The organism is Nonomuraea maheshkhaliensis (assembly GCF_039529435.1).
Classification (GTDB): domain Bacteria; phylum Actinomycetota; class Actinomycetes; order Streptosporangiales; family Streptosporangiaceae; genus Nonomuraea; species Nonomuraea maheshkhaliensis.
The window spans coordinates 1-21225 of record NZ_BAAAMU010000140.1 but is presented as its reverse complement, the minus strand read 5'-3'; the positions used below and the strand labels follow the sequence as shown (position 1 = coordinate 21225).

The following is a 21225-nucleotide window of genomic DNA, read 5'->3' as shown; positions in this document are numbered from 1 at the left end:
TCAATACGGCCGGCGGCGCGGATCAGGGCTTCCGGGCGGGTCCGCGGACCAGGGCGGCGGTGCGCAGGCCCAGCCAGATCAGCACGGCCAGCACGCCGACCAGGACGTACTCGATGGCCGGAATCCTGACCGGCTCGGCCACGGCCGCGCCGAGGTCGCCGCGCAGGCCGTACACGAGCAGCACGGCCCCCGCGTAGAGGGCGGCCAGGCCCCAGCGGACGGGCGCGGGCAGGCCGAGGCCGTGCATCTGGGTGAGGACGAACACCCCGACGAAGCCGAACAGGAACATCGGCCACGCGCCGTCCGGCCCCGAGGTCATGACGGCGACCAGCGTGCCGTGCACGGCCACCATCGCCTCCAGGGTGAAGGTCCACCAGCGGCCGGTGTGCGCCCGGGTGAGGAAGAGCGAGCCCTGCACCAGCAGCAGGAACATGTAGAAGAAGCCGATCAGGTGGCCGGAGGTGCCCTCCGCCGGGTGGTACCAGAAGGTGTAGACGGCCGCCCAGCTGAACAGGTAGCCGTGGTAGCGGCGGGCGAAGTCCACGACGGCCCTGCCGATGGGGGCGGGCCGGCCGAGGAGGAGGCCGCGCCGCCGGTTCTCCATGAGCAGCACGACCACCAGCAGCAGCACCACCGAGCCCTGCGAGCTGTAGATCGACACGTCCTGGGCGAGCCCGTCGTAGAACAGGTGGGTCTGCAGGACGTGCAGGGCGACGAACCCGGCGTTGACGGCCAGCGCCACCACGTTGACCGGGTGCAGGCCGCCGGTGTAGCGGCGGACCCGCGTCTGCGCGTAGAAGATCAACCCCCAGAAGGCGATCTGGTGGGCCGCATAGCCGGTCCAGGCCGACAGGCGGGTCCAGCGGGTGGGGTCGGGCAGCTTCCAGTAGTACCAGGAGGCGCCCTGGTCGGGCCGTAACTCGATGCCCTGCAGCCGGCTGCCGAGCAGCCAGATGAGGGCGGTCAGGCCGGCGCTGGCCGCCACGCCGATGGCCAGCGCGCGGCCCGCGGTCACGTTCCGCGGCGCTGTCACGGGAAGACGGCCGCCAGTTCCGGGATGCGGGCGCGGTAGCCGTCCAGCAGGCGCTGCGCCGTGGTCGTCGAGTCCACCAGCGGGTGCATGGCGAACGCCGCCGTCGCCAGGCGGGCCGAGCCGGTCAGCGCGGCCTCGATGACCGTCTGCTCGACCGCCTTGACCTGCTGCGCCAGCCCCAGGAAGCGGCCGGGCAGCGGCCGGGTGGCCAGGGCGCGGACGCCCGAGCCGTCGACCGCGCACGGCACTTCGACGACGCCGTCCTCGGGCAGGCCCGGCACGGCGGAGCCGTTGCGCACGTTGAGGATCATGGTGGCGGGCTCGCCCCGGGCGATGGCGGCCATGAGGGCGAGGGCGATGCCCTCGTAGCCGCCCGCCTCCAGGTCGGCGGCGTCGCGTTCGCCGGCGTCGGTGACGCCGCGCGCGTCGGCCATGTACGACTCGTCCCGCTCCCTGCGCGCCCGCGCCCACGCGGCGGGGGCGTCGTCCGGCCGGGCGCGTACGGCGGCGTAGAAGCGGTCCTGCTGGCCCAGCAGTTCCTCACCCCGGGTGCGCCCGGCGCTCGCGGCCACGGCCTCCCTGGTCAGGTAGTAGTAGTACAGGTACTCGTTCGGCAGCGCCTCCAGCACCCGCACCCATTCGGTGCCGAACAGGCGTGCCTCCTCCACCCGGCGCAGCGCGTCGTCGTCGGCGAGCAGGCCGGGCAGCACGTCGCGGCCCTCGTGGCGCAGGCCGCGCAGCCAGCCGAGGTGGTTGAGCCCCACGTAGTCGGGCGACACGCGGGCGGGGTCGAGCCCGAGCGCGGCGGCGGCGCGCCGGATCAGGCCGACCGGCGAGTCGCAGATGCCGATCACCCGGTCGCCGAGCACGCGGCGCATGGCCTCGGTGACGATGCCGGCGGGGTTGGTGAAATTGATCACCCAGGCGCGGGGCGCGAGCGCGGCCACCCGTTCGGCCACGCGCACGGCGACCGGCACGGTGCGCAGGCCGTAGGAGATGCCGCCCGGCCCGGTCGTCTCCTGGCCGACCAGGCCGAGGTCGAGGGCGACCCGCTCGTCGGCGGTGCGGCCCGCCAGGCCGCCGACCCGGATGGCGGAGAAGACGAACGTGGCGTCGCGCAGCGCGGTGTCGAGGTCGGTGGTCACGCGGACGCGGGGCGGGTCGTCGTGCCCGGCGGCCATGCCGCTCAGCACGTGGGAGACGGCCTCCAGCCGCTCCTGCGAGACGTCGTACAGCACCACCTCCTCCACACGCGGTTTGGCGGTGTCGCGCAGGAGCGCGCCGTACACCAGCGGGACCCTGAAGCCCCCGCCGCCGAGAACGGCCAGTCTCATCCTCAACCCTTCATGTGAGCAGCACTTCGGCGCCCGCGGCCGCGCAGGCGCGCAGCGTGCTCTCGTCGGCGCCCGCGTTCGTGACGATCATGTCCACGTCCTCGGGCCCGCACACGCGCAGCGCGCCGGTGCCGGGGAACTTGTGGCGGTCCACGAGCAGCACGACCTGACCGGCCGCGGCGATCATGGCGCGTTTGAGCGGCACCTCGGCGAGCGTGGTGTCGACGAGCTGCCCGTCGGGGCGCACGCCGCTGGCGCCGAGGAAGACGCGGTCGGCGACGACCTGGCTCAGCGCGGCCTCGGTCAGCACCCCGACCAGTGAGTGGTAGGGCCGCCTGATCATGCCGCCGAGCAGTAGCAGCTCGACCTCGGGGTCGGAGCGCAGCACGTCGAGGACGGCGAGGCTGGAGGTGACCACGGTGACGCGGCGCCCGCGCAGCCGCCTGGCCAGGCACATGGTGGTGGTGCCGATGTCGAGCAGGACCACGTCGCCGTCGCCGACGAGCTCGGCGGCGGGGGCGGCGATGGCCTCCTTGTCCTGCTCGTCGGTGGCGGCGACCTCGGCGAAGGGCCGGTCGGTGTCGGCGTCGACGCCGGCCAGGGCGCCGCCGCGGACGCGACGCAGGGTGCCGTCACGGTCGAGGACCTCGAGGTCCCTGCGGATGGTGGACGGGCTCACCCCGAGCTGGCTCGCCAGATCGCGCACGCTGGAGGCGCCAGAGCTGCGGACGCGGCGCATGATCTCGGCATGCCTGAGGCGCTGGAGCACGCCGGGAGTGTATCAGTCAAATTCGCGCACAAGTAAGCATCTTGCGCCAATCGGTCGCCCGAAACACTTGAAGTGTGCGAGCAAACGTGCAAGATTGCGCACATCCCGCGTGTCGAGGAGGACCTGATCCCGTGTCTGTCCAGGCGTACGACCCTCTCGCCGGCGAACGGACCCCGGAGGGCCCGCAGTTCGACGTCTTCCTGGCCGGAACCGTCTTCCTCGACATCATCTTCACCGGCCTGCCCGCGATGCCCGCGGCCGGCACGGAGATCTGGGCCGAGGGCATGGGCTCCTGCCCCGGCGGCATCGCCAACCTGGCCATCGCGACCAGCCGGCTGGGGCTGCGCACGTCGCTGGCGGCCGCGTTCGGCGACGACGACTACGGCGACTTCTGCTGGCGCACGCTGGAGCAGCAGGAGTCGGTCGATCTGTCCCGTTCGCAGCGTTTCGAGCACTGGCACTCGCCGGTGACGGTCTCGATGGCGGTCCACCGCGACCGCAGCATGGTCACGCACGGCCATCCGGCCCCCATGCCGGCCAACGAGATGATCGGCAAGCCGCCGCCGTCCAGGGCCGTGATCGTGACGCTCTCGCCCGAGGAGCCCCTGGGCGACCCCGACGCCGCGTGCAACTGGGCTGAGCTGGCCCACCGCGACGGCGCGCTCATCTTCGCGGACGTGGGCTGGGACCCGTCGGGCGCGTGGCCGCGCTCGCTGCTGGACCAGCTCGGCGTCTGCCACGCCTTCATGCCGAACGCGACCGAGGCCATGGCCTACACCGGCACCGAGACGCCGCGCGACGCGCTCTACGCCATCGCCGACAAGGTGCCGCTGGCCGTGGTGACCGACGGCGCCAACGGCGCGATGGCGATCGACTCGACGACGGGCGAGGAGGCGTTCGTGCCCGCGCCGCGGGTGACGGCGCTCGACCCGACGGGCGCGGGCGACGTCTTCGGGGCCGGCTTCGTGCTCGGCACGCTGTGCCACTGGCCGCTGAACGACCGGCTGGCCTTCGCGCAGGTGTGCGCGGCCCTCGCGGTGCAGCAGTTCGGCGGCTCGCTGGCCGCGCCCGGCTGGGGCGACATCGCCGACTGGTGGCACGAGGTGCGCGAGGCGGCCGATCACAGCGGCGCCTACGGCAGCTCGCTGGCCCGCCGCTACGCCTTTCTCGACCGGCTGGTGCCCACGGTCCCGGTCGGAGCGGTACGCCGCGCGGTCGCCACCATCGCCCGGTACGCCGACGTGGGCATGACATCCCCCGCTTCCGGGAAGCGGCCCGACGAGCCGCTGTCCCCGCCAGAGGGCGAGGACCCGGACACGCCTCGCGTACCTGCGCAGAAGGAGTAACCCATGATCGCCCCGAAGCGACAGCCGCGCGGATCCAGGACGCTCGTCCTGCTCCAGGGCGGCGCGCTCGCCCTGGCCGGCTGCGCCCCCGGCTCCTCCGCGCCGCCCCCCGCCGCCACCCCGCAGGCGAGCGCGTCGGCGGTCCGCACCGACCCCGCCTCCCTCGGCGAGGTCACCCTGAACGTGTGGGACCAGGAGGTGCGCGGCGGCCAGGCGGCCCAGATGGAGAAACTCAACGCCGCCTTCCAGGCCAAATACCCCAACATCAAGCTCAAGCGCACCTCCCGCTCGTTCGACGACCTCAACACCACGCTGCGGCTGGCGCTGAGCGGCAACGAGCCGCCCGACGTGGTGGAGGCCAACAACGGCCGCTCGTCCATGGGCGCGTTCGTCAAGGCCGGGCAACTGCTGCCGCTGGACGCCTACGCCGAGGCGTACGGATGGAAGAGCCGCTACCCCGACTCGGTGCTGCGTTACTCGCGCTACAGCGCCGACGGCAAGCTGTTCGGCGAGGGCAACCTGTACGGCCTGCCGCAGGTCGGCGAGGTCGTCGGCCTGTTCTACAACAAGAGCAAGCTGACCGGGCTCGGCCTGGAGCCGCCGAAGACGTGGGCCGAGTTCGAGGCCGCGCTGGCCAAGGCGAAGTCGGGCGGCGAGGTGCCGCTGCAGTTCGGCAATCTGGACAAGTGGCCGGCCGTGCACGTGTTCGGCACCGTGCAGGGCCGCAGCGTCCCCGCGGAGCAGATCGGCACGCTCGCGTTCGGCCGCAAGGGCGCCTCGTGGAACACGCCGGAGAACACCAAGGCCGCCGAGGAGCTGGTGCGCTGGGTGAAGGACGGCTATCTCGCCAAGGGCTTCAACGGGCAGGGCTATGACGCGTCCTGGCAGGCGTTCGGCAAGGGGCAGGGCGTCTTCCTGATCGCGGGCACGTGGCTGCTGGCCGACCTGGAGAAGGCTCTGGGCGACGACCTGGGCTTCATGCTGCCGCCCGGCGCCACGGCCGACGCCGCGCCGGTGGCGACCGGGGGCACGGGGCTGCCGTTCGCGATCACCGCCAAGAGCCCGCACGCCGACGCGGCGGCGGCGTACATCAATTTCATCACCGACGCCGACGCGATGAAGGTGCTCACCGAGACCGGCAACCTGCCCGTCGCCGACACCGGCGCGCAGACGGTCAAGGAGGGGCCGCAGCAGGACGTGTTCACCGCGTTCGGCACCGCGACCGAGAAGAACGGCCTCGTGCCCTACCTCGACTACGCCACCCCGACGTTCGCCGACACGCTGGGCGCGGCGCTGCAGGACCTGCTGGCCGAGAAGGCGACGCCGCAGGAGTTCCTCAACACCCTGGAGAAGGACTACAAGACGTTCGCCGAGAGCAACGGCTGAGCATGGCCCGGATCATGGCGGGGCCGCCCGGCGAGCCCCGCCGCGTCGCCTACCTGTACCTGCTGCCCGCCTTCGTGGTCTACGCGGCCTTCCTGCTGTACCCGATCGGGCGGGCCGTGCAGATCTCCCTGTACGACTGGGACGGCCTGTCCCTCGGCACCTGGGCCGGGCTGGACAACTACATCGCGATCGTCGCCGACGAGGGGCTGCGGGCGTCCTTCGCGCACGCGCTGGTGCTCATGGTGTTCTACGCGGGGGTGCCGCTGGTCATCGGTCTGGCGCTGGCCGCGATACTCAACCACGCCAAGGTGCGCGGGCTGGGCTTCTTCCGCACGGTCGTGTTCCTGCCGCAGGTGATCGCCATGGTCGTGGTGGCGGTGGCCTGGCGGCGGGTGTACGCGCCCGACGGCTCGCTCAACGCGCTGCTCGGCACGCTCGGACTGGACTCGCTGACGCGCGGCTGGCTGGGCGACTACACGTTCGCGCTGCCCGCCGTCGGCGTGGTCGGCACCTGGTTCGAGAGCGGGCTGGTGACGGTGCTGCTGCTGGCCGGGATGAGCCGCATCCCCCTGGAGCTGTACGAGGCGGCGCGGCTGGACGGCGCCGGGCCGCTGCGCGAGTTCTTCGCGGTCACCCTGCCGTCGGTGCGCGGGGAGATCGCGGTGGCGCTGACGCTGACCGTGATCGCCGCGCTGCGCACCTTCGACCTGGTGTACATCACCACGCGCGGCGGGCCCGGCGAGTCCACCTCGGTGCCGTCGTACGAGGTCTACCACCGGGCCTTCGGGCTGGGCCAGGTCGGCTCGGCGGCGGCCATCGGCGTCACCCTCACCGTGGTCATCTTCGTGATCTCGTTCGCGATCAACCGCTTCGCCGACAGGAGGATCTCGTGATCTCGCGCGGGGAGCGGATGGCCAACTACGTCATCCTGTCGGTGTTCGCCGCGTTCGCGCTCTATCCCATCGTGGTGATCCTGGCCGCCGCGCTCGGCCCCGCCGACAGCGGCGGCACGGCCGGCCTGGCGAACTTCGCGGCGGCCTGGGAGATCGGCCGGTTCGGCTCCTATCTGCGGACGAGCCTGTTCGTGTCGGTGTTCGTCGTGGTGGTGAGCGTGGTGCTGTCGGTCATGAGCGGCTACGCGTTCGGGACGATGCGCTTTCGGGGCCAGTCGGTGCTGTTCTACCTGTTCATGCTCGGGATCATGATGCCGAGCGAGGCCGTGGCGGTGCCGCTCTACTTCGACCTGCGCTCGCTCGGGCTGATCGACACGTTCTGGTCGATCTCGCTGCCGCAGGTCGCGCTGTCGGTGGCGTTCGGGACGTTCTGGATGCGGGCCTACTTCCGTGCCTCGAACCGGGCGATCGTCGAGGCGGCCCGGATCGACGGGGCGTCGAGCTGGCGCATTCTGTGGCAGGTGCTGCTGCCGCCGGCCCGGCCCGCCGTCGTCACGCTGACCGTGCTGGTGTTCATGTGGACGTGGAACGAGTTCCTCATCCCGCTCATCATGGTCACGAGCGAGTCGCTGCGTACGGCGCCGCTGGGGCTGGCCTTCTTCCAGGGCCAGTACACCTCCGGGTTCACGCTGCTGGCGGCCGGATCGGTCATCGTCGCGACGCCCGTCGTCGTCTTCTACCTCTTCCTCCAGCGTCACTTCGTCCGCGGGCTGCTCCAAGGGGCGGTCCGCGACTAACTCTCCGGAGGTCCGATTGTCCATGAGAGCCGCGGGTCCACCCCGGACGGCGGGCCGCCTGGCGCTGCTCGCCGCCGTCGCCGCCGTCGCCGTCCTGCCCGCCACCCCCGCCCTTGCCACCCCCGCCCTCGACACCCCCGCCAGCCACGCGCAGAAGAACGAACCGGTCGACCTCGACGCGTTGTTCGTCGGCGCCCACCCCGACGACGAGGCGTTCAGCCTGTCCACGCTCGGCCAGTGGAAGGAGGACCACGGCGTCCGCTCCGGCGTCGTCACCGTCACCAGGGGCGAGGGCGGCGGGAACGCGGTCGGCCCCGAGGAGGGGCCGGCGCTCGGCCTGCTGCGCGAGTCCGAGGAGCGCACGGCCGTGGCGAACGCGGGCGTGGGCGAGGTCTTCAACCTCGACGACGTCGACTTCTACTACACGGTCAGCGCGCCGCTCACCGACCAGGTGTGGGGCGGCGACACGCTGGAGAAGGTGGTACGGCTCGTCCGGCAGACCCGTCCCGAGATCATGCTGACCATGGACCCGGCCCCCACGCCGGGCAACCACGGCAACCACCAGGAGGCCGCGCGGCTGGCGATCGAGGCGTTCTACGCGGCGGCCGACCCGAAGGCGTTCCCCGACCAGATCCGTGACGAAGGGCTGCGTCCCTTCGCGCCCAGCCGCCTGCTCACCGGCGGGGCGCGCGGCACCTCCGCCGTCGGCCAGGACTGCGCCGCGACGTTCCGCCCCATGTATCCGGCGCAGAACGTGTTCGGGGTCTGGAGCGGGCGCGCCTCGGCCGAGCGGGGCAAGACGTGGGCGGCCGTGGAGCGCGACGCCCAGCGGGTGTACGCCTCGCAGGGCTGGGCCGGCTTCCCCGACGTGCCCACGGATCCCGCGCAACTCGGCTGCGACTTCTTCACCCAGGTGGACGCGCGGGTGCCGTTCCCCGCCCCGGGCACGGCGGCCGCCGTCTCGCCGACGGCCGTCCTCGACGGCGCGCTGACCAGGCCGGCGGGGACGGCGCCGCTCGGCACCCGGTTCGGCCTGCGTACCAGCGCGTTCGCCGTACGGCCTGGGGCGCCTTTCACGGTCGAGGTGAGTGCGGACGCACCACCTCGTGAGCCGCTTGGCCGTGCGTCGGTGGCGCTGCGCGTCCCCGCCGGATGGAAGGTGACCGGATCCGGCTCCCTCGGCCGGCTCGGCGCCGGGCGCGGCGGCTCGGCCACGTTCACGGTGACGCCGCCGGCGCAGGCGGAGCCGGGCCGGGCCCGCGTCGCGGCCACGCTCACCACCGAGCGGGGCGGCGGCTACACCGACCGGCAGGTCGAGGTCAGCCCGTCCGTACGCGGCGAGCAGCAGCCGCTCCCCCAGGTCGCCCAGCACCGGAAGTGGACCGGCGAGGTCGGCGTGCCGCAGCTCGACGGCCTGGTCACGCCCGTGCTCACGCTGCCGTCCGGCGGCAGCCGCGAGGTCGGCGTCGTGGTCACGAACGTCAGCGGCGCCACCAGGTCCGGCACCGTGCGCCTGGACCTGCCCGCCGGCTTCACCGCCGACCGCGCCGAGGCCCCGTACAGCGGGCTGGCCGCGGGCGAGTCGGCCACCGTGCCGTTCACCGTCACCAACTCCGACACCTCGCTGAAGACCTCCAACGAGGGCGGCGACTACGCCTACACCATCACGACCACGAGCGAGGACGGCACCGCCACCAGCCGCCCCGCGCTCGAACTCGTCCCGGCGGCCACCGTGCCGCGCGCCGCGTCGGCCCCCGCCGTGGACGGCGTGGAGGGCGACGGCGAGTACGCGGGCGCCGCGCTGAACATCTCCCGCCTCTGGGAGGGCACGGCCTGCTCCTCGGCCGCCGACTGCTCGGGCACGGCGAAGATCGGCTGGCACGACGACACGCTCTACCTGGTGGTGCACGTCAAGGACGACGTGCTCGGCACCCGGCTGGCCGCCGCCGACTGCAAGCGGCACTGGCGCACTGACGCGGTGGAGGTCACCCTCGACCCGCGCGGCACGTCCGAGAACACCTCGACCACGTTCAAGACCGCGGTGCTGCCGGTCACGGCCGAGGGCCCGCCGTGCTTCCTGCGCGACGCCGACAACCGCCAAGGGCCCGGCGAGCGGACGGCGCCCGGGATGCGGGTGGCGTCCAAGGTGGCGACCGGCGAGTACACGGTGGAGATGTCCATCCCGATGGAGGTCCTGCCCGGCGCCGTCGATCCCACCCATCTCGGGCTGAACGTCCTCGTGTACGACTCCGACACCCAGGACAGGACCGGCCAGACCAGGATCGGCTGGTCGACGTGGGGCGGGGTGCAGGGCGACCCGTACCGGTGGGGCGTGGCCGCGCTGCCCGGCTACGAGCCGCCCGCCGACCGGCCGACGACCCCGCCGGACCCGGAGATCCCGGACACGGCGCTGTCCAGCCTCGACTCGCCTCAGTCGCTGGAGCAGGCGGTCCGCGTGCACCTGCCGCTGGCCGGCGGCCCGGCGGCCGAGCCGTCGCGCGGCGCCGAGGTCGTCTCGGCCAGGGGCGCGGCGGCCGGGGTGAAGGTGACGCTGCTGGCCGCCGCCGCCGACAAGGCGCACCTGTTCGCCCGCGACGGGCAGGGCACGGCGGGCAGCCGCGTCGTGACCGTGGCGCGCAAGGGGACCACGACCGTGACCGTGCCCCTGGACCGGGCGCTGGGCGCGAGGGCGACGGTGGTGGCCGGCTGGGAGGCGTCCGGCGGCGGGACGGCGGCGTCCCAGGTCTCCGTACGGTGAGCGCGACGTCGCGTTACTCCGTGCGGTGATCGTACGGCGGTGATCGTGGTGCGGTCCTCGGCAGGCACCACGATCACCGCCCCGACCTCAACGGCAATCACTGTGAGTGATTGAACGGCTACGCTCCGGGTAGGCGTAAGGGTAGCGAACTTCTGTCCCCCGCCCCCAGGGAGCCCTCGTGACCGACCGTTGTGCCACCATGGCCGTCCACCATCGACTCCTCGCCTCCTCACCCCGCTACGCCATCGCCCTGGCCGCCATCGAGAACGACACCTTCGCCAGGAAGAACGCCCGGGCCGCCGCCCGTGAGGAGGTGGTCACCATTCCCGTGGTCGTGCACGTCGTCCATCACACGCCCGAGCAGGACATCGGCCAGGAGCAGATCGACAGCCAGCTCAACGTGCTCAACCAGGACTTCCGCCGGACCAACCCCGACGCCGGCAAGGTGCCCGAGGTGTGGCGGGAGCTCGCCGCCGACGCCAGACTCGAGTTCAAGCTGGCCGACATTGCCCCGGACGGCGGGCCGACCAACGGGATCGTCCGCCGCCGGACCGACGTGGCGGAGTTCGACCCCGACGACACGGTCAAGTTCGACGACCAGGGCGGCTCCAGCGCCTGGCCCGCCGACCGCTACCTCAACATCTGGGTGTGCCAGCTCAGGGGCGCTCTCGGCTACGCCGCCTTCCCCGGAGGTCCCGCCGACGCCGACGGGATCGTGATCCTGCACAGCGCGTTCGGCACCACGGGGACGGCGGAGTCGCCGTACGACGGAGGCCGCACCGCCACCCACGAGATCGGCCACTGGTTCAACCTGCGCCACATCTGGGGCGACGACGGCGACGGCTGCTCGGGCACCGACTTCGTCGACGACACCCCCAACCAGGCCGGCCTCAACCGCGGCGCGCCCACGTTCCCGCAGGTGAGCTGCGGCAACGGGCCCCACGGCGACATGTTCATGAACTACATGGACTACGTCGAGGACGCGGCCATGTTCATGTTCACGAAGGGCCAGGCGGAGCGGATGGACGCGGCGCTGGCGGGGCCACGGTCGTCGTTCCTCCCCTCGCGGACCAGGACCGGCGCCCGCTCCTGACCCGTCCGCGGCTCGGACGCCGGCGAACCAGAGGACTGCCACCCCTCCGCCGTCCGCGACATCGTGACGGCGCGCTGGGCGTGATCGGCGTTCACGGGGAAGGCGCCGTCCGTCGCGACGGCGGAGGCGGTGGTTCTCCATGCGTGGCGACGCGCGAACGCCACGCGGGCCATGATGCTGCGATGGACTTGGAGCCGTATCGGGCCGAGCTGGTGACCTACTGCTACCGGATGCTGGGTTCGTTCCACGAAGCCGAGGACCTGGTGCAGGAGACGATGCTGCGGGCGTGGAAGGCCCAGGACCGCTACGACCCCGGGCGCGCCTCGCTGCGGACCTGGATGTACCGGATCGCGACCAATGTCTGCCTGACCGCGCTGGAGGGCCGCGCGCGGCGGCCGCTGCCGTCCGGGCTGGGCGCGCCAGGCGACGATCCGGGGGTGCCGCTCACACCGGCCTTCGACATTCCCTGGCTTCAGCCGTCCCCCGACGCCCGGGTCGAGGCGGGGATCCGGGCCGACATGCGGCTCGCGCTGATAGCGGCGACGCAGACGCTGCCGCCGCGCCAGCGGGCCGTGCTCCTGCTGCGCGAGGTGCTGGCGTTCAGCGCCGCCGAGGTGGCCGTTCAGCTCGGCACCACCGTCCCGGCCGTCAACAGCGCCCCGCAGCGGGCCCGCGCCACCCTCGCCGAGGCCGGTGAGACCACGGACGCCGCCGAGGTGGGCGAGCCGGACGATCCGAAGGTACGTGAGGTGATCGAGCTCTACAAGCGGGCGTTCGAGGCGGCCGACGTTCCCGCAATCGTAGGGCTGCTCACCGACGACGCCGTCCTGGAGATGCCGCCGGTTGCGCTGTGGTTCCGCGGTCGTCACGACTACGGCCTGTTCATGCGGCGCGTCTTCGAGATGCGCGGAACCGGCTGGAGCCTGCGGCGCCTGACCGCCAACGGGCAGCCCGCGCTGGCGGCGTACGCTCCCGAGCCCGGAGGCGGGCATCGCCTGCACACGCTGCAGGTCTTCACCGTCACCGGTGGCCGCGTCGCGCACAACGTCGTCTTCGCCGATCCCGGGGTCTTCCAGGCGTTCGATCTGCCCCGGGAGATCTTTTCCTGATCATCCGGCGGACGGCGATGAGTCCGGCCGGTGCCGCCGGTACGTACGGGTGGACATCCGACGAGAGGAACACCCGTCATGAGCGTCATCGTGATCCAGTTCATCACCCTGGACGGCATCGTCTCCGACCCGGACGGCAGCGCCGGCACCCCCACCGGCGGCTGGGCCTTCCGGCACGGCCCGGAAACGGTCGCCGGCGACAAGTTCCAGCTCGGCCGCGTCCTCGACGAGGGTGTCATGCTGCTGGGCCGCGACACCTGGCAGTTGTTCTCGCGGCTGTGGCCGGGGCGCGACGACCCGTTCTCCGCGAGGATGAACGCCGTGCCGAAACTGGTCGTCTCCCGTACGCTGACCGACACCTCGGCCTGGGCCGGCTCGCGGGTCGTCGACGGCGGCCTCGCCGACGCCGTCGAGCGGGAGCACCGGGACGTGGTCGTCACCGGCAGCCTGAGCGTCGTCCACGCGTTGATGGCCGAGGACCTGATCGACGAATTCCGGCTGCTGACCTTCCCGACCGTCGTCGGCTCCGGCGACCGTCTCTTCCCCGCCGGCGGGCCGCCCGTCCACCTGCGGTGCCTGCCGGCCGAACCGTCGGGCGCCGCCGTCCTGTCCCGTTACGTCCGGGAGAGTCGATGACGGCGGATCGATCCGGGTCACCTCGGCGCTCACGCGCTGACCTCGCACCCACGTGAACGGGGCGGGCGAACCCGTCGGCGACGGCGCGGCGACCGGCGTTCAGGCACGGAGAAGGCCGTGGCGGGGTATCCGCATGGCAAGGGACGGATCCGGTCATCGGCCCAGCTCACCTCAGCTGCGATCATTGTGACCATGCGTGTTGTGGTGATCGGGAGCGGCATCGTCGGGGCCGGCGCGGCCTACCAGCTGAGCCGCCGGGGCGCGGCGGTGACCGTGGTGGACGGCGGGTACCAGGGCGATGCGACGCAGGCGGGCGCGGGGATCGTGTGCCCGTGGGTGGACCATCCGGAGGACGACGACTGGTACCGGCTGACCCGTGAGGGGGCCCGCCGCTACCCCGGGCTGGTGGAGGAGCTGGGCGAGGACATCGGCTACGCCAAGGTGGGCGCGCTGCTGGTGGCCGAGGATCCGGCCGACCTGGAGCCGGTGCGCTCGCTGTTGCGCCGCCGGCGTCCTGGCGCGCCGGAGATGGGCGAGATCACCGATGTGTCCACCCCGTTGGAGCTGTTCCCGCCGCTGTCGGACACCCTGAGCGCGATCCTCGTGCCGGGCGCGGCACGGGTGGACGGCCGCGCGGTCCGCGACGCCCTGCTCCGCGCCGCCGTCTCGATGGGCGCCGGGGTACGCACGGGCGTCGCCACCCTCACCCCGGACGGCCGGGTCCTCCTGCGCTGCCCGGAGAACGGCGGCCGGCCGGGCGCACAGGACCTGGCACCGGAGAACGCCGCGGTCGCCGGCGAAACTCCCGCCGTGGCCGTCGGCGGCACCGCGCACCCACTCACGGCCCAGGACCGGACCGGCGGGCAGGGCGCGTCGTGGCGGCAGGCCGCGCCGTCGGCACCCGGCTCGCGCGTGTCCGCCACTGCCACCGCATCTCCCACTGTCGCGCCTGGCACGACCGCGTCCGCCACTGTCGCGCCTGGCACGGCCGCGGCTGCCGCCGGGGAGGCGGTGCTGCTGGATGCCGACGCGGTGATCGTCGCGGCGGGCGCGTGGGCCGGTGAGGTGTGCCGGCCTCTGGGGGTCGAGCTGCCGGTCTTTCCCAGGCGCGGCCAGATCCTGCACGCGACCCTGGAGGGCGTGGACACCGCGTGGTGGCCGATCATCCTGCCCAGAATGGGCCCGTACCTGCTGGGCTTCCCCGAGTCCCGTGTCGTGATCGGCGCGACCGTCGAGGACGTGGGTTTCGCGCCGCGCGTCACGATGGGCGGCCTGGACGAGGTGATCAGGGCGGGCCTGCGGGTGGCGCCGGGGCTGTTCAACGCGACGGTCACGGAGACGAGGGTCGGCCTGCGTCCGGTTTACGCCCCGGGCCCGGCGCTCATCGGCCCGCTGACCGGGCGGGTGGTGGTGGCGACGGGGCTGAGTGCGTACGGGCTGACGGCGGGCCCGTTCACCGGCCAGATCGCCGCGGCGCTCGCGCTGGGTGAGACCCCGCCGATCGACATCACGCCCTACGCCCCCAACACCCGCTAAATCCGACCAACCAGGGACGACCGGCACCCCTGTCCATCAAGCGCGACAAGCAGCCACGTAAGATCGGATTCCTCCCCACCGTGACTCCGTGGGGAGGCTGCCGTGCCACCGCGCACATTTCCGCTGCTCCTGCTGCTGCTCGTGGCGGGCACCGCCTGCACCCCGGAGACGCCCGTACCACCGGCCGCACCATCAGGCGGCCCGCCGTCCAGCCCGCCGTCCAGCCCGCCGTCCAGCCCGCCGTCCAGCCCGCCGGCCGGCGCCACCCCTGAACGGCCGGCGCCCGAGCGGGTGCGGGTGCCGCGCTCCGCTTCCGGCCGTTACGCGGTCGTGCGCGGCGGCGCGCCCGCCAGGCCGGGCCGGGGGGCGGTGGTGCGGTATCTGGTCGAGGTCGAGCGGGGGCTTCCGTTCGACCCCGCCGGCTTCGCCGCCGACGTGCACAGCACGCTCAACGACGTACGCGGCTGGGCCCGCTTCAAGCGGGTCGACTCGGGCCCGGTACGCGTTCGCGTCGCCCTGTCCAGCCCCCGCATGACGATCCGGCAGTGCCTGCCGCTGCGCACGGGAGGCGAGCTGTCCTGCTGGAACGGCCGCCGCTCGATCATCAACGCCCTGCGCTGGGCCGAGGGAGTCCCGCAGTACGACGGCGACCTGACCTCCTACCGCCGCTACCTGATCAGCCACGAGGTCGGCCACGGCCTGGGCCACCACCATCGCCGCTGCCCTGGGCCCGGCCGGCCGGCCCCGGTCATGGCGCAGCAGTCGAAGTCGCTGGGCCGCTGCCGCCCGAACCCGTGGCCCCACCCCCACCGCCGCCCGGACGACCGCTGACCCACGCCGGCGCCCGCGCCGGCCGGACGCCTCTGGTCCCGGACGCGTGCCGGCACCCGCGCCGGTCGTCGTCTCAGGACAGGCCGCGGCTGGTGCCGACGCCTCTGAGCAGCGTGTCCACCACCTGGGTGGCCAGCGCGTCGGGGTCGCCGTCGCGGCACGTGGCGGCCTCGTGGAGCAGCGCGTAGAAGACCCGCCTGGACCAGTCGAGATCGGCGTCGGCCCGCAGCACGCCGGCGTCCCTGGCCCTGATCAGCAGCCGTTCGCAGCGCTCCGCGATTTCCGCGTGCACCTTGCCCGCCTCGGGGTCGGCGTCCATGACGCGCATCGTGAAGCCCCAGTCGATCTTGACCCGGAGCACGTTGGCCGTGGCCTGGTAGAGCGCGACGAGTGGCGGCGCGTTCTCGGGGCAGGCGGCGTCGACGGCCTCGGCGAACTGCCGGGTGGCCCATCTCGCCATGGCCTCCACCAGCGCCTCCCTGGAGGCGAAGCGCCGGTGCACGGTCGTGCGCGCCACCCCGGCGGCCTCGGCGATCTGCTCCATGCTGGCCGCCGGGTTTCTGCTGAGCACGCGTTCGGCCGCCTCCAGGATCGTGCGCACCGTCCGCTCGGCGTCGGACCGCAGCGCCCTGGTCGTCCCACTCATGCCTTGAAGGATACGCCAACGTCCCGACTCCCTAGCGACTTGCATCATTAATGTTGCAAGTCGTATGTTCGACGCATCGCAACTGACGCAAATAGCGGAAGGATCTACCACCATGGACATGGGACTCACCGGCAAGACCGCCGTCGTCACCGGTGCCAGCAGGGGCATCGGCCTGGCCATCGTCAAGGCGCTGACCGGCGAGGGCATGCGCGTCCTCGCCGCCGCCCGGACGATCACCCCCGAGCTGAAGGAGACCGGCGCCGCGCTGGTCACGGCCGACCTGTCCACCGCCGAAGGCCCCGGCGAGGTGATCGACCGGGCACTGTCCGAGCTGGGCGAGATCGACCTGCTGGTCAACAACGTGGGCGGCGGCGACGCGGGCGCGGAGCCGTTCGGGTTCCTGAGCCTGAGCGACGACCAGTGGCGGCAGTTCTACGACCTGAACTTCCTCAGCGCCGTACGCGCCACGCGCGCCGCCGTCCCGAGCCTGATCAGGCGGCGCGGCACCGTGATCAACATCTCCTCCACCAGCGCGCACGTGCCGAGCGGCGGGCCGGTCCACTACGCGACGGCCAAGGCGGCGCTGACCTCGCTGGGCAAGGCGCTGGCCGAGGAGTTCGGCCCGCAGGGGGTGCGGGTCACCACGGTCTCGCCGGGCGCCACCCGCACCTCGCTGTGGGAGGGGCCCGGCAGGTACGGCGCCGTGCTGGCCGCCGCCCACGGCGTGGACCTGGAGTCGTTCCTGGCGGGGCTGCCGTCGAGCACCGGAATCACGACCGGTAGGTTCATCGAGCCGGAAGAGGTCGCCGCCCTCGTGACCTGGCTGGCGTCGCCGCACGCCGCGAGCGTCACGGGAGCCGACTTCCTCATCGACGGCGGTGCGGTGAAAACCGCCTGACCTATCGCGATATATCGTAGAAAAGGAACACCGGGGAGTCCCGCCCGCTGAGCGGGACGAGGAAGCTTGCAGGGGAGAGTGGGCTATGGCAGGGATGCGGACGGCACGGCGGATCCTCGCGGGCGGCGCGGTCCTCGCCGCGGCCGGGTGGGCGCTGCGCGATCTGCCCGCCGAGCTGGGCGTGCGGCCGCTGGCGTCGGGACCTGAGCGGGCGGCCAGGATGCGGCACTCGCCGCAGTTCAGGAACGGCACGTTCGTGAACTCGATGCCCGAGGGCGCCGCGTTGATGACGGCGCCGCCCGTCGGACTGCTCGGCGAACTGGCCAAGGACAGGAGCCAGCGCCACCCGGCCGGGCCCATCCCGCTGCGCCTCCCGCCCGCCGACCCGCCGCCCGCCGACGGGGTGCGCGCGGTCTGGTACGGCCACGCTTCCACGCTGGTGGAGATCGAGGGCCGGCGGGTGCTGTTCGACCCGGTGTGGAGCAGGCGGCCCTCGCCCTCGCAGCTCGTCGGCCCCAAGCGGCACCACCCGGTGCCGGTGGAGCTGCAGGAGCTGCCCGAGGTGGACGCGATCGCGATCTCGCACGACCACTACGACCACCTCGACCGGAGCACGGTGCTCAGGCTGACCCGCACGCAGAAGGCGCCGTTCCTGGTGCCGCTGGGCATCGGGGCGCATCTGGAGCGGTGGGGCGTGCCGGCGTTCCGGATCATCGAGCTGGACTGGAACGAGGAGACCGCGGTCGCCGGGCTGCGGTTCGTGGCCACGGCGGCGCGCCACTTCTCCGGCCGCTCCTTCACCCGCAACGACACGCTCTGGGGCTCCTGGGTGGTCGTCGGCGCGACCAGGCGGGTGTTCTACGCGGGCGACTCCGGCTACTTCGAGGGTTATCGGGGCATCGGCTCGGCGCACGGGCCGTTCGACCTGACGCTGATGCCGATCGGCGCGTACAGCCCGGCCTGGCCGGACATCCACATGGACCCGGAGCAGGCCGTCCAGGCCCATCTCGACCTGGGCGGCGGCGTGCTGCTGCCGGTGCACTGGGCCACGTTCACGCTGGCCCTGCATCCGTGGGGCGAGCCGGTGGACCGGCTGTGGCGCGAGGCCAAGGCCCGCGACGTGCGCATCGCCGTGCCCCGGCCGGGCGAGGCGGTCGACGTCTCTGCCGTCCCGGCGGTCGAGGGCTGGTGGGAGCTGCTCACCTGACGGGCGGTCTCTCGCGGGCGGTCTCTCGCGGGCGGTCTCTCGCGGGCGGTGCGGACGTACGGCCACGGGAACGTAAAGTCGTGGCGTGAGCAACCTGGAAAGTGATCCGCGGGAGATCCGCTGCGCCACCGGCACCGGCGAGGGCGCCGAGGTGCTGACCGGACGCGAGGTGCCGCTGGGCGGGCCGCGCGCGATGACCGTGCGCAGGACCCTGCCCGGCGTCCACCGGCGCATGATCGGCGCGTGGTGCTTCGTGGACGCGTACGGGCCGCAGCGGGCCACCATGCGCGTGCCGCCGCACCCGCACACCGGCCTGCAGACGGTGAGCTGGCTGGTCGCCGGCGAGGTGCTGCACCGCGACAGCCTGGGCACGCTGCAGGAGATCCGCCCCGGGCAGCTCAACCTCATGACCGCCGGGCGCGGCATCTCCCACTCGGAGGAGTCGCCGGAGACGGTGCTGCACGGGGTGCAGCTGTGGGTGGCGCTGCCTGACGCGCACCGGCACACCGAGCCGGGCTTCGAGCACCATCCGGACCTGCCCGTGCTGTCCGGGCCCGGCTTCGCGGCGACGGTCGTCATGGGGTCGCTCGGCGGGGTGACCTCGCCCGCGACCGCCTACAGCCCGCTGGTCGGGGCCGAGGTGGCCGTGGACGGGACGGGCGAGGTGCCGCTCGATCCGGCGTACGAGCACGGGCTGCTGCTGCTCGACGGCGAGGCGTCCCTGCTGGGGCACAGGCCGGACGGGCACGCGGCGGAGGGGCCCGGCTCGCCGGAGCAGGGATCGCCGGAGCAGGGATCGCCGGGGCACGGGCCGTTGGAGTACGGGCCGCTGGTTTACCTGCCGCCGGGGCGGGCGGCGGTGCGGTTGTCGGGGCGCGGGCGGGTGCTGCTGATCGGCGGTGAGCCGTTCGGGGAGGAACTGGTCATGTGGTGGAACTTCGTGGGGCGCTCCCACGACGAGATCGCCGCGTATCGCAAGGAGTGGGAGGAGGGCGAGGGGTTCGGCACCGTCGAGGGCTTCGACGGCGCGCCGCTCCCCGCCCCCGTCCTGCCCGGCACCCGCCTCAAGCCCCGCGGCCGGGTCCGCTGACTCGCCCGCGGGTGGTCCGGCGCGGCGGGTGGTCAGTTGCGAGTGAAGGTGTACATGACGTCGAGGTCGGTGGCGTCTCGGGGCACGTCGGCCATCAGGCGCACCGTCGTCCCCGTGAAGTCGATCACCTGGAGCTGCTGGTGGTCGGCGGTGCCGTCCGGGCGTACCCAGCAGACCAGGTGGTCGTCGTCGTACCAGGTGGCCAGGCCCGCGCAGGGTGACTCGACCCGCCTGACCTCGGCTCCGGTACGCGCGTCGTAGACGCAGTTGTTGCCGCTGCGCAGACCGGGACAGTCGGTGACGAACCGTTCGCCGGACGGGGAGAAGAGCGCGTCGGCGATGCCCGCGCCCACGTTCGGCAGCCGGCGCACCCGCACGCCCGAGGCGTCGAAGAAGCGTAGGGCCTGCTGCTCGGCGACGTTCGACAGGGCGACCACGCCGGTGTCGTCGCCGTCGAAGCCGTACCTGATGCCCTTGAGCGAGCCCTCCCGCAGCGAGGCGACACCGGCCTGACGGGTGGTGACGTCGACGATGGCGAAACCGGTCGACTGCCAGGCGTCCTTGGCCGGGTTGCCGACGTTGACGAGCAGGCGGCGGCTGTCGCGCGACCACACCTGCACGTACGCGCTGAGGGGCTGGCGCGACGTCTTGACCGTGAAGCGCTGCGCCGTCACCTTGTCGGTGATCTCCACCGTGTCGTAGCCGTCGACGAAGCGCTTGCCGCGCTGGGCCAGGTAGCGGCCGTCGGGCGACAGGACGCTCTCCCACGTGTTCTTGTAGCCGGTGAACGGGCCGGTCAGGGAGTCGCGGGCGTGGTACACCCATTCGCCGGACTTGGCGTCCTTGGCCAGGTAGGTGGTGAGCCTGATCGGGTCGGCGGGGTTCTCGTAGATGGTGGCGGCGGTGTCGGGGAGCTCGACCGGGGTCAGGTTCGTGGTCCGGACCGGTGACGGGGTCCGGGAGGGGGCCGCCGTGGTCGTGGCACCGGCCTGGGCGGACGGGCCGGGCCGGCCGCCGATCCGCAGGTTGACGGCGGTGACGGCGACGACGGCGATCGCCGCCAGCAACGCCACCGCGGCCACACCCGCCCCGATCATCCACCCCCGCCCGCCCTTCGGCGGTCTGGCCTGCGTCCAAGGCGGCGGGTTCATCCCTTGCCGGGGCGGCCCGGACACCGGCGTCCCCGGCGAAGGCGTCCCTGACGAGGGTGTCCACGGCACGGGCGTCGCAGGCACGTGGATCCCGTGCGGCTGGTGGCCGGGCGGCGGTAAGTCCGCAGGCCGCCCCGTCGGCGGCGGAAGCACGCCGGCCGGCTGCGGCGGCCGGCCGGCCTGGGGTGAGCCGGGCGAAGAGGCGGAGGGCGGACGGGATGGGTGGGCCGGGGGACGGGTGAGGGGGCCGATGACGGTGGTGGCCTGATTCAGCAGGCGCGGATCCGTGACCGGCTGTTCCAGCAGGCGCAGGATGACCTGCTCGGCCGTGGGCCGCTGGCCGGGGTCCTTGGCCAGGCAGGCCGCGACGAGTTCGCGCAGCGTGCCGGTGAGCCGGGACAGGTCGGGTTCGGCGTGCAGGACGCGCTGGATGATCGCCGGCACGGTCTCGGCCTCGAACGGCCCCGCTCCCCCGGCCGCGAACACCATCGTGCCGCCCCACGCGAACACCTCGGCCGCCGGCCCCGCGGGCTGGGCCAGGATCTGCTCGGGCGCCATGAACGCCGGTGTGCCCACCGGCATGGAGGTGATGGTCGAGGTCGCGTCGAGGGCCTTGGCGATGCCGAAGTCGATCACGCGAGGGCCCTCGCCGCCGAGGATCACGTTGGCGGGGCCGAAGTCGCGGTGCACGATGCCGGCCTGGTGGATGGCC

The 21225-nt window shown here is 73.0% G+C and carries 18 protein-coding genes; 13 read left to right on the top strand and 5 right to left on the bottom strand.

Going from position 1 to position 21225, the window contains the following annotated elements:
* Positions 1-22: 22 nt before the first annotated feature.
* Genes ABFX54_RS48280 through ABFX54_RS48270 form a run of 3 tightly spaced genes read right to left on the bottom strand, consistent with a single transcriptional unit; the run spans position 23 to position 3136 of the window.
* Positions 23-1033 carry a hypothetical protein gene (locus tag ABFX54_RS48280; protein WP_346113875.1) on the bottom strand — a complete coding sequence of 337 codons (1011 nt, stop codon included), beginning with the start codon at positions 1031-1033 and terminating at the stop codon, positions 23-25.
* Positions 1030-2367, bottom strand: a complete 1338-nt coding sequence (locus ABFX54_RS48275; protein WP_346113874.1) for a 6-phospho-beta-glucosidase — start codon at positions 2365-2367, stop codon at positions 1030-1032. The genes ABFX54_RS48280 and ABFX54_RS48275 overlap by 4 nt, the downstream gene beginning before the upstream one ends.
* A gap of 10 nt (positions 2368-2377) precedes the next feature.
* Complete coding sequence (locus ABFX54_RS48270; RefSeq protein ID WP_346113872.1) at positions 2378-3136, bottom strand: DeoR/GlpR family DNA-binding transcription regulator; 759 nt, start codon at positions 3134-3136, stop codon at positions 2378-2380.
* Positions 3137-3267: 131 nt separating this feature from the next.
* On the opposite strand from ABFX54_RS48270, the gene ABFX54_RS48265 reads away from it, so the two are divergent.
* From ABFX54_RS48265 to ABFX54_RS48220, 10 genes are all read left to right on the top strand, one after another.
* The gene (locus tag ABFX54_RS48265; RefSeq protein WP_346113871.1) at positions 3268-4482 is read left to right on the top strand and encodes a carbohydrate kinase family protein; all 1215 of its coding nucleotides are present in this window, start codon (positions 3268-3270) and stop codon (positions 4480-4482) included.
* Positions 4483-4485: 3 nt separating this feature from the next.
* The gene (locus ABFX54_RS48260; RefSeq protein ID WP_346113870.1) at positions 4486-5868 is read left to right on the top strand and encodes an extracellular solute-binding protein; all 1383 of its coding nucleotides are present in this window, start codon (positions 4486-4488) and stop codon (positions 5866-5868) included.
* Between the two features lie 2 nt (positions 5869-5870).
* On the top strand, positions 5871-6761 hold the full coding sequence (locus tag ABFX54_RS48255) for a carbohydrate ABC transporter permease (protein ID WP_346113868.1): 891 nt from the start codon (positions 5871-5873) through the stop codon (positions 6759-6761).
* On the top strand, positions 6758-7558 hold the full coding sequence (locus tag ABFX54_RS48250) for a carbohydrate ABC transporter permease (RefSeq protein ID WP_346113867.1): 801 nt from the start codon (positions 6758-6760) through the stop codon (positions 7556-7558). The genes ABFX54_RS48255 and ABFX54_RS48250 overlap by 4 nt, the downstream gene beginning before the upstream one ends.
* 22 nt (positions 7559-7580) lie before the next feature.
* Positions 7581-10316 carry a sugar-binding protein gene (locus ABFX54_RS48245; RefSeq protein WP_346113865.1) on the top strand — a complete coding sequence of 912 codons (2736 nt, stop codon included), beginning with the start codon at positions 7581-7583 and terminating at the stop codon, positions 10314-10316.
* A 178-nt stretch (positions 10317-10494) separates the two neighbouring features.
* A complete protein-coding gene (locus tag ABFX54_RS48240; protein WP_346113864.1) occupies positions 10495-11409 on the top strand; it encodes a zinc metalloprotease in 915 nt (304 codons plus the stop codon).
* Between the two features lie 80 nt (positions 11410-11489).
* Positions 11490-12518 (top strand): sigma-70 family RNA polymerase sigma factor, encoded by a 1029-nt coding sequence (locus ABFX54_RS48235; RefSeq protein ID WP_346113863.1) that lies wholly within the window; start codon positions 11490-11492, stop codon positions 12516-12518.
* 78 nt (positions 12519-12596) lie between these two features.
* On the top strand, positions 12597-13154 hold the full coding sequence (locus tag ABFX54_RS48230; RefSeq protein WP_346113862.1) for a dihydrofolate reductase family protein: 558 nt from the start codon (positions 12597-12599) through the stop codon (positions 13152-13154).
* Positions 13155-13346: 192 nt separating this feature from the next.
* The gene (locus ABFX54_RS48225) at positions 13347-14690 is read left to right on the top strand and encodes an NAD(P)/FAD-dependent oxidoreductase (protein WP_346113861.1); all 1344 of its coding nucleotides are present in this window, start codon (positions 13347-13349) and stop codon (positions 14688-14690) included.
* A 102-nt stretch (positions 14691-14792) separates the two neighbouring features.
* Positions 14793-15521: a DUF3152 domain-containing protein gene (locus ABFX54_RS48220; RefSeq protein ID WP_346113860.1), complete on the top strand. Its 729-nt coding sequence runs from the start codon at positions 14793-14795 to the stop codon at positions 15519-15521.
* Between the two features lie 73 nt (positions 15522-15594).
* Here the strand turns inward: ABFX54_RS48220 and ABFX54_RS48215 are convergent, their stop codons facing one another.
* On the bottom strand, positions 15595-16167 hold the full coding sequence (locus ABFX54_RS48215) for a TetR/AcrR family transcriptional regulator (RefSeq protein WP_346113858.1): 573 nt from the start codon (positions 16165-16167) through the stop codon (positions 15595-15597).
* 112 nt (positions 16168-16279) lie between these two features.
* Here ABFX54_RS48215 and ABFX54_RS48210 point away from each other — a divergent pair, with 112 nt between their 5' ends.
* From ABFX54_RS48210 to ABFX54_RS48200, 3 genes are all read left to right on the top strand, one after another.
* Complete coding sequence (locus tag ABFX54_RS48210; RefSeq protein ID WP_346113857.1) at positions 16280-17065, top strand: oxidoreductase; 786 nt, start codon at positions 16280-16282, stop codon at positions 17063-17065.
* 85 nt (positions 17066-17150) lie between these two features.
* Complete coding sequence (locus ABFX54_RS48205) at positions 17151-18272, top strand: MBL fold metallo-hydrolase (RefSeq protein WP_346113856.1); 1122 nt, start codon at positions 17151-17153, stop codon at positions 18270-18272.
* A gap of 85 nt (positions 18273-18357) precedes the next feature.
* Positions 18358-19362 (top strand): pirin family protein, encoded by a 1005-nt coding sequence (locus ABFX54_RS48200; protein WP_346113855.1) that lies wholly within the window; start codon positions 18358-18360, stop codon positions 19360-19362.
* 32 nt (positions 19363-19394) lie between these two features.
* Here ABFX54_RS48200 and ABFX54_RS48195 read toward each other — a convergent pair.
* On the bottom strand, positions 19395-21225 hold a 1831-nt coding region (locus ABFX54_RS48195; protein ID WP_346113854.1), incomplete at its 5' end, for a serine/threonine protein kinase.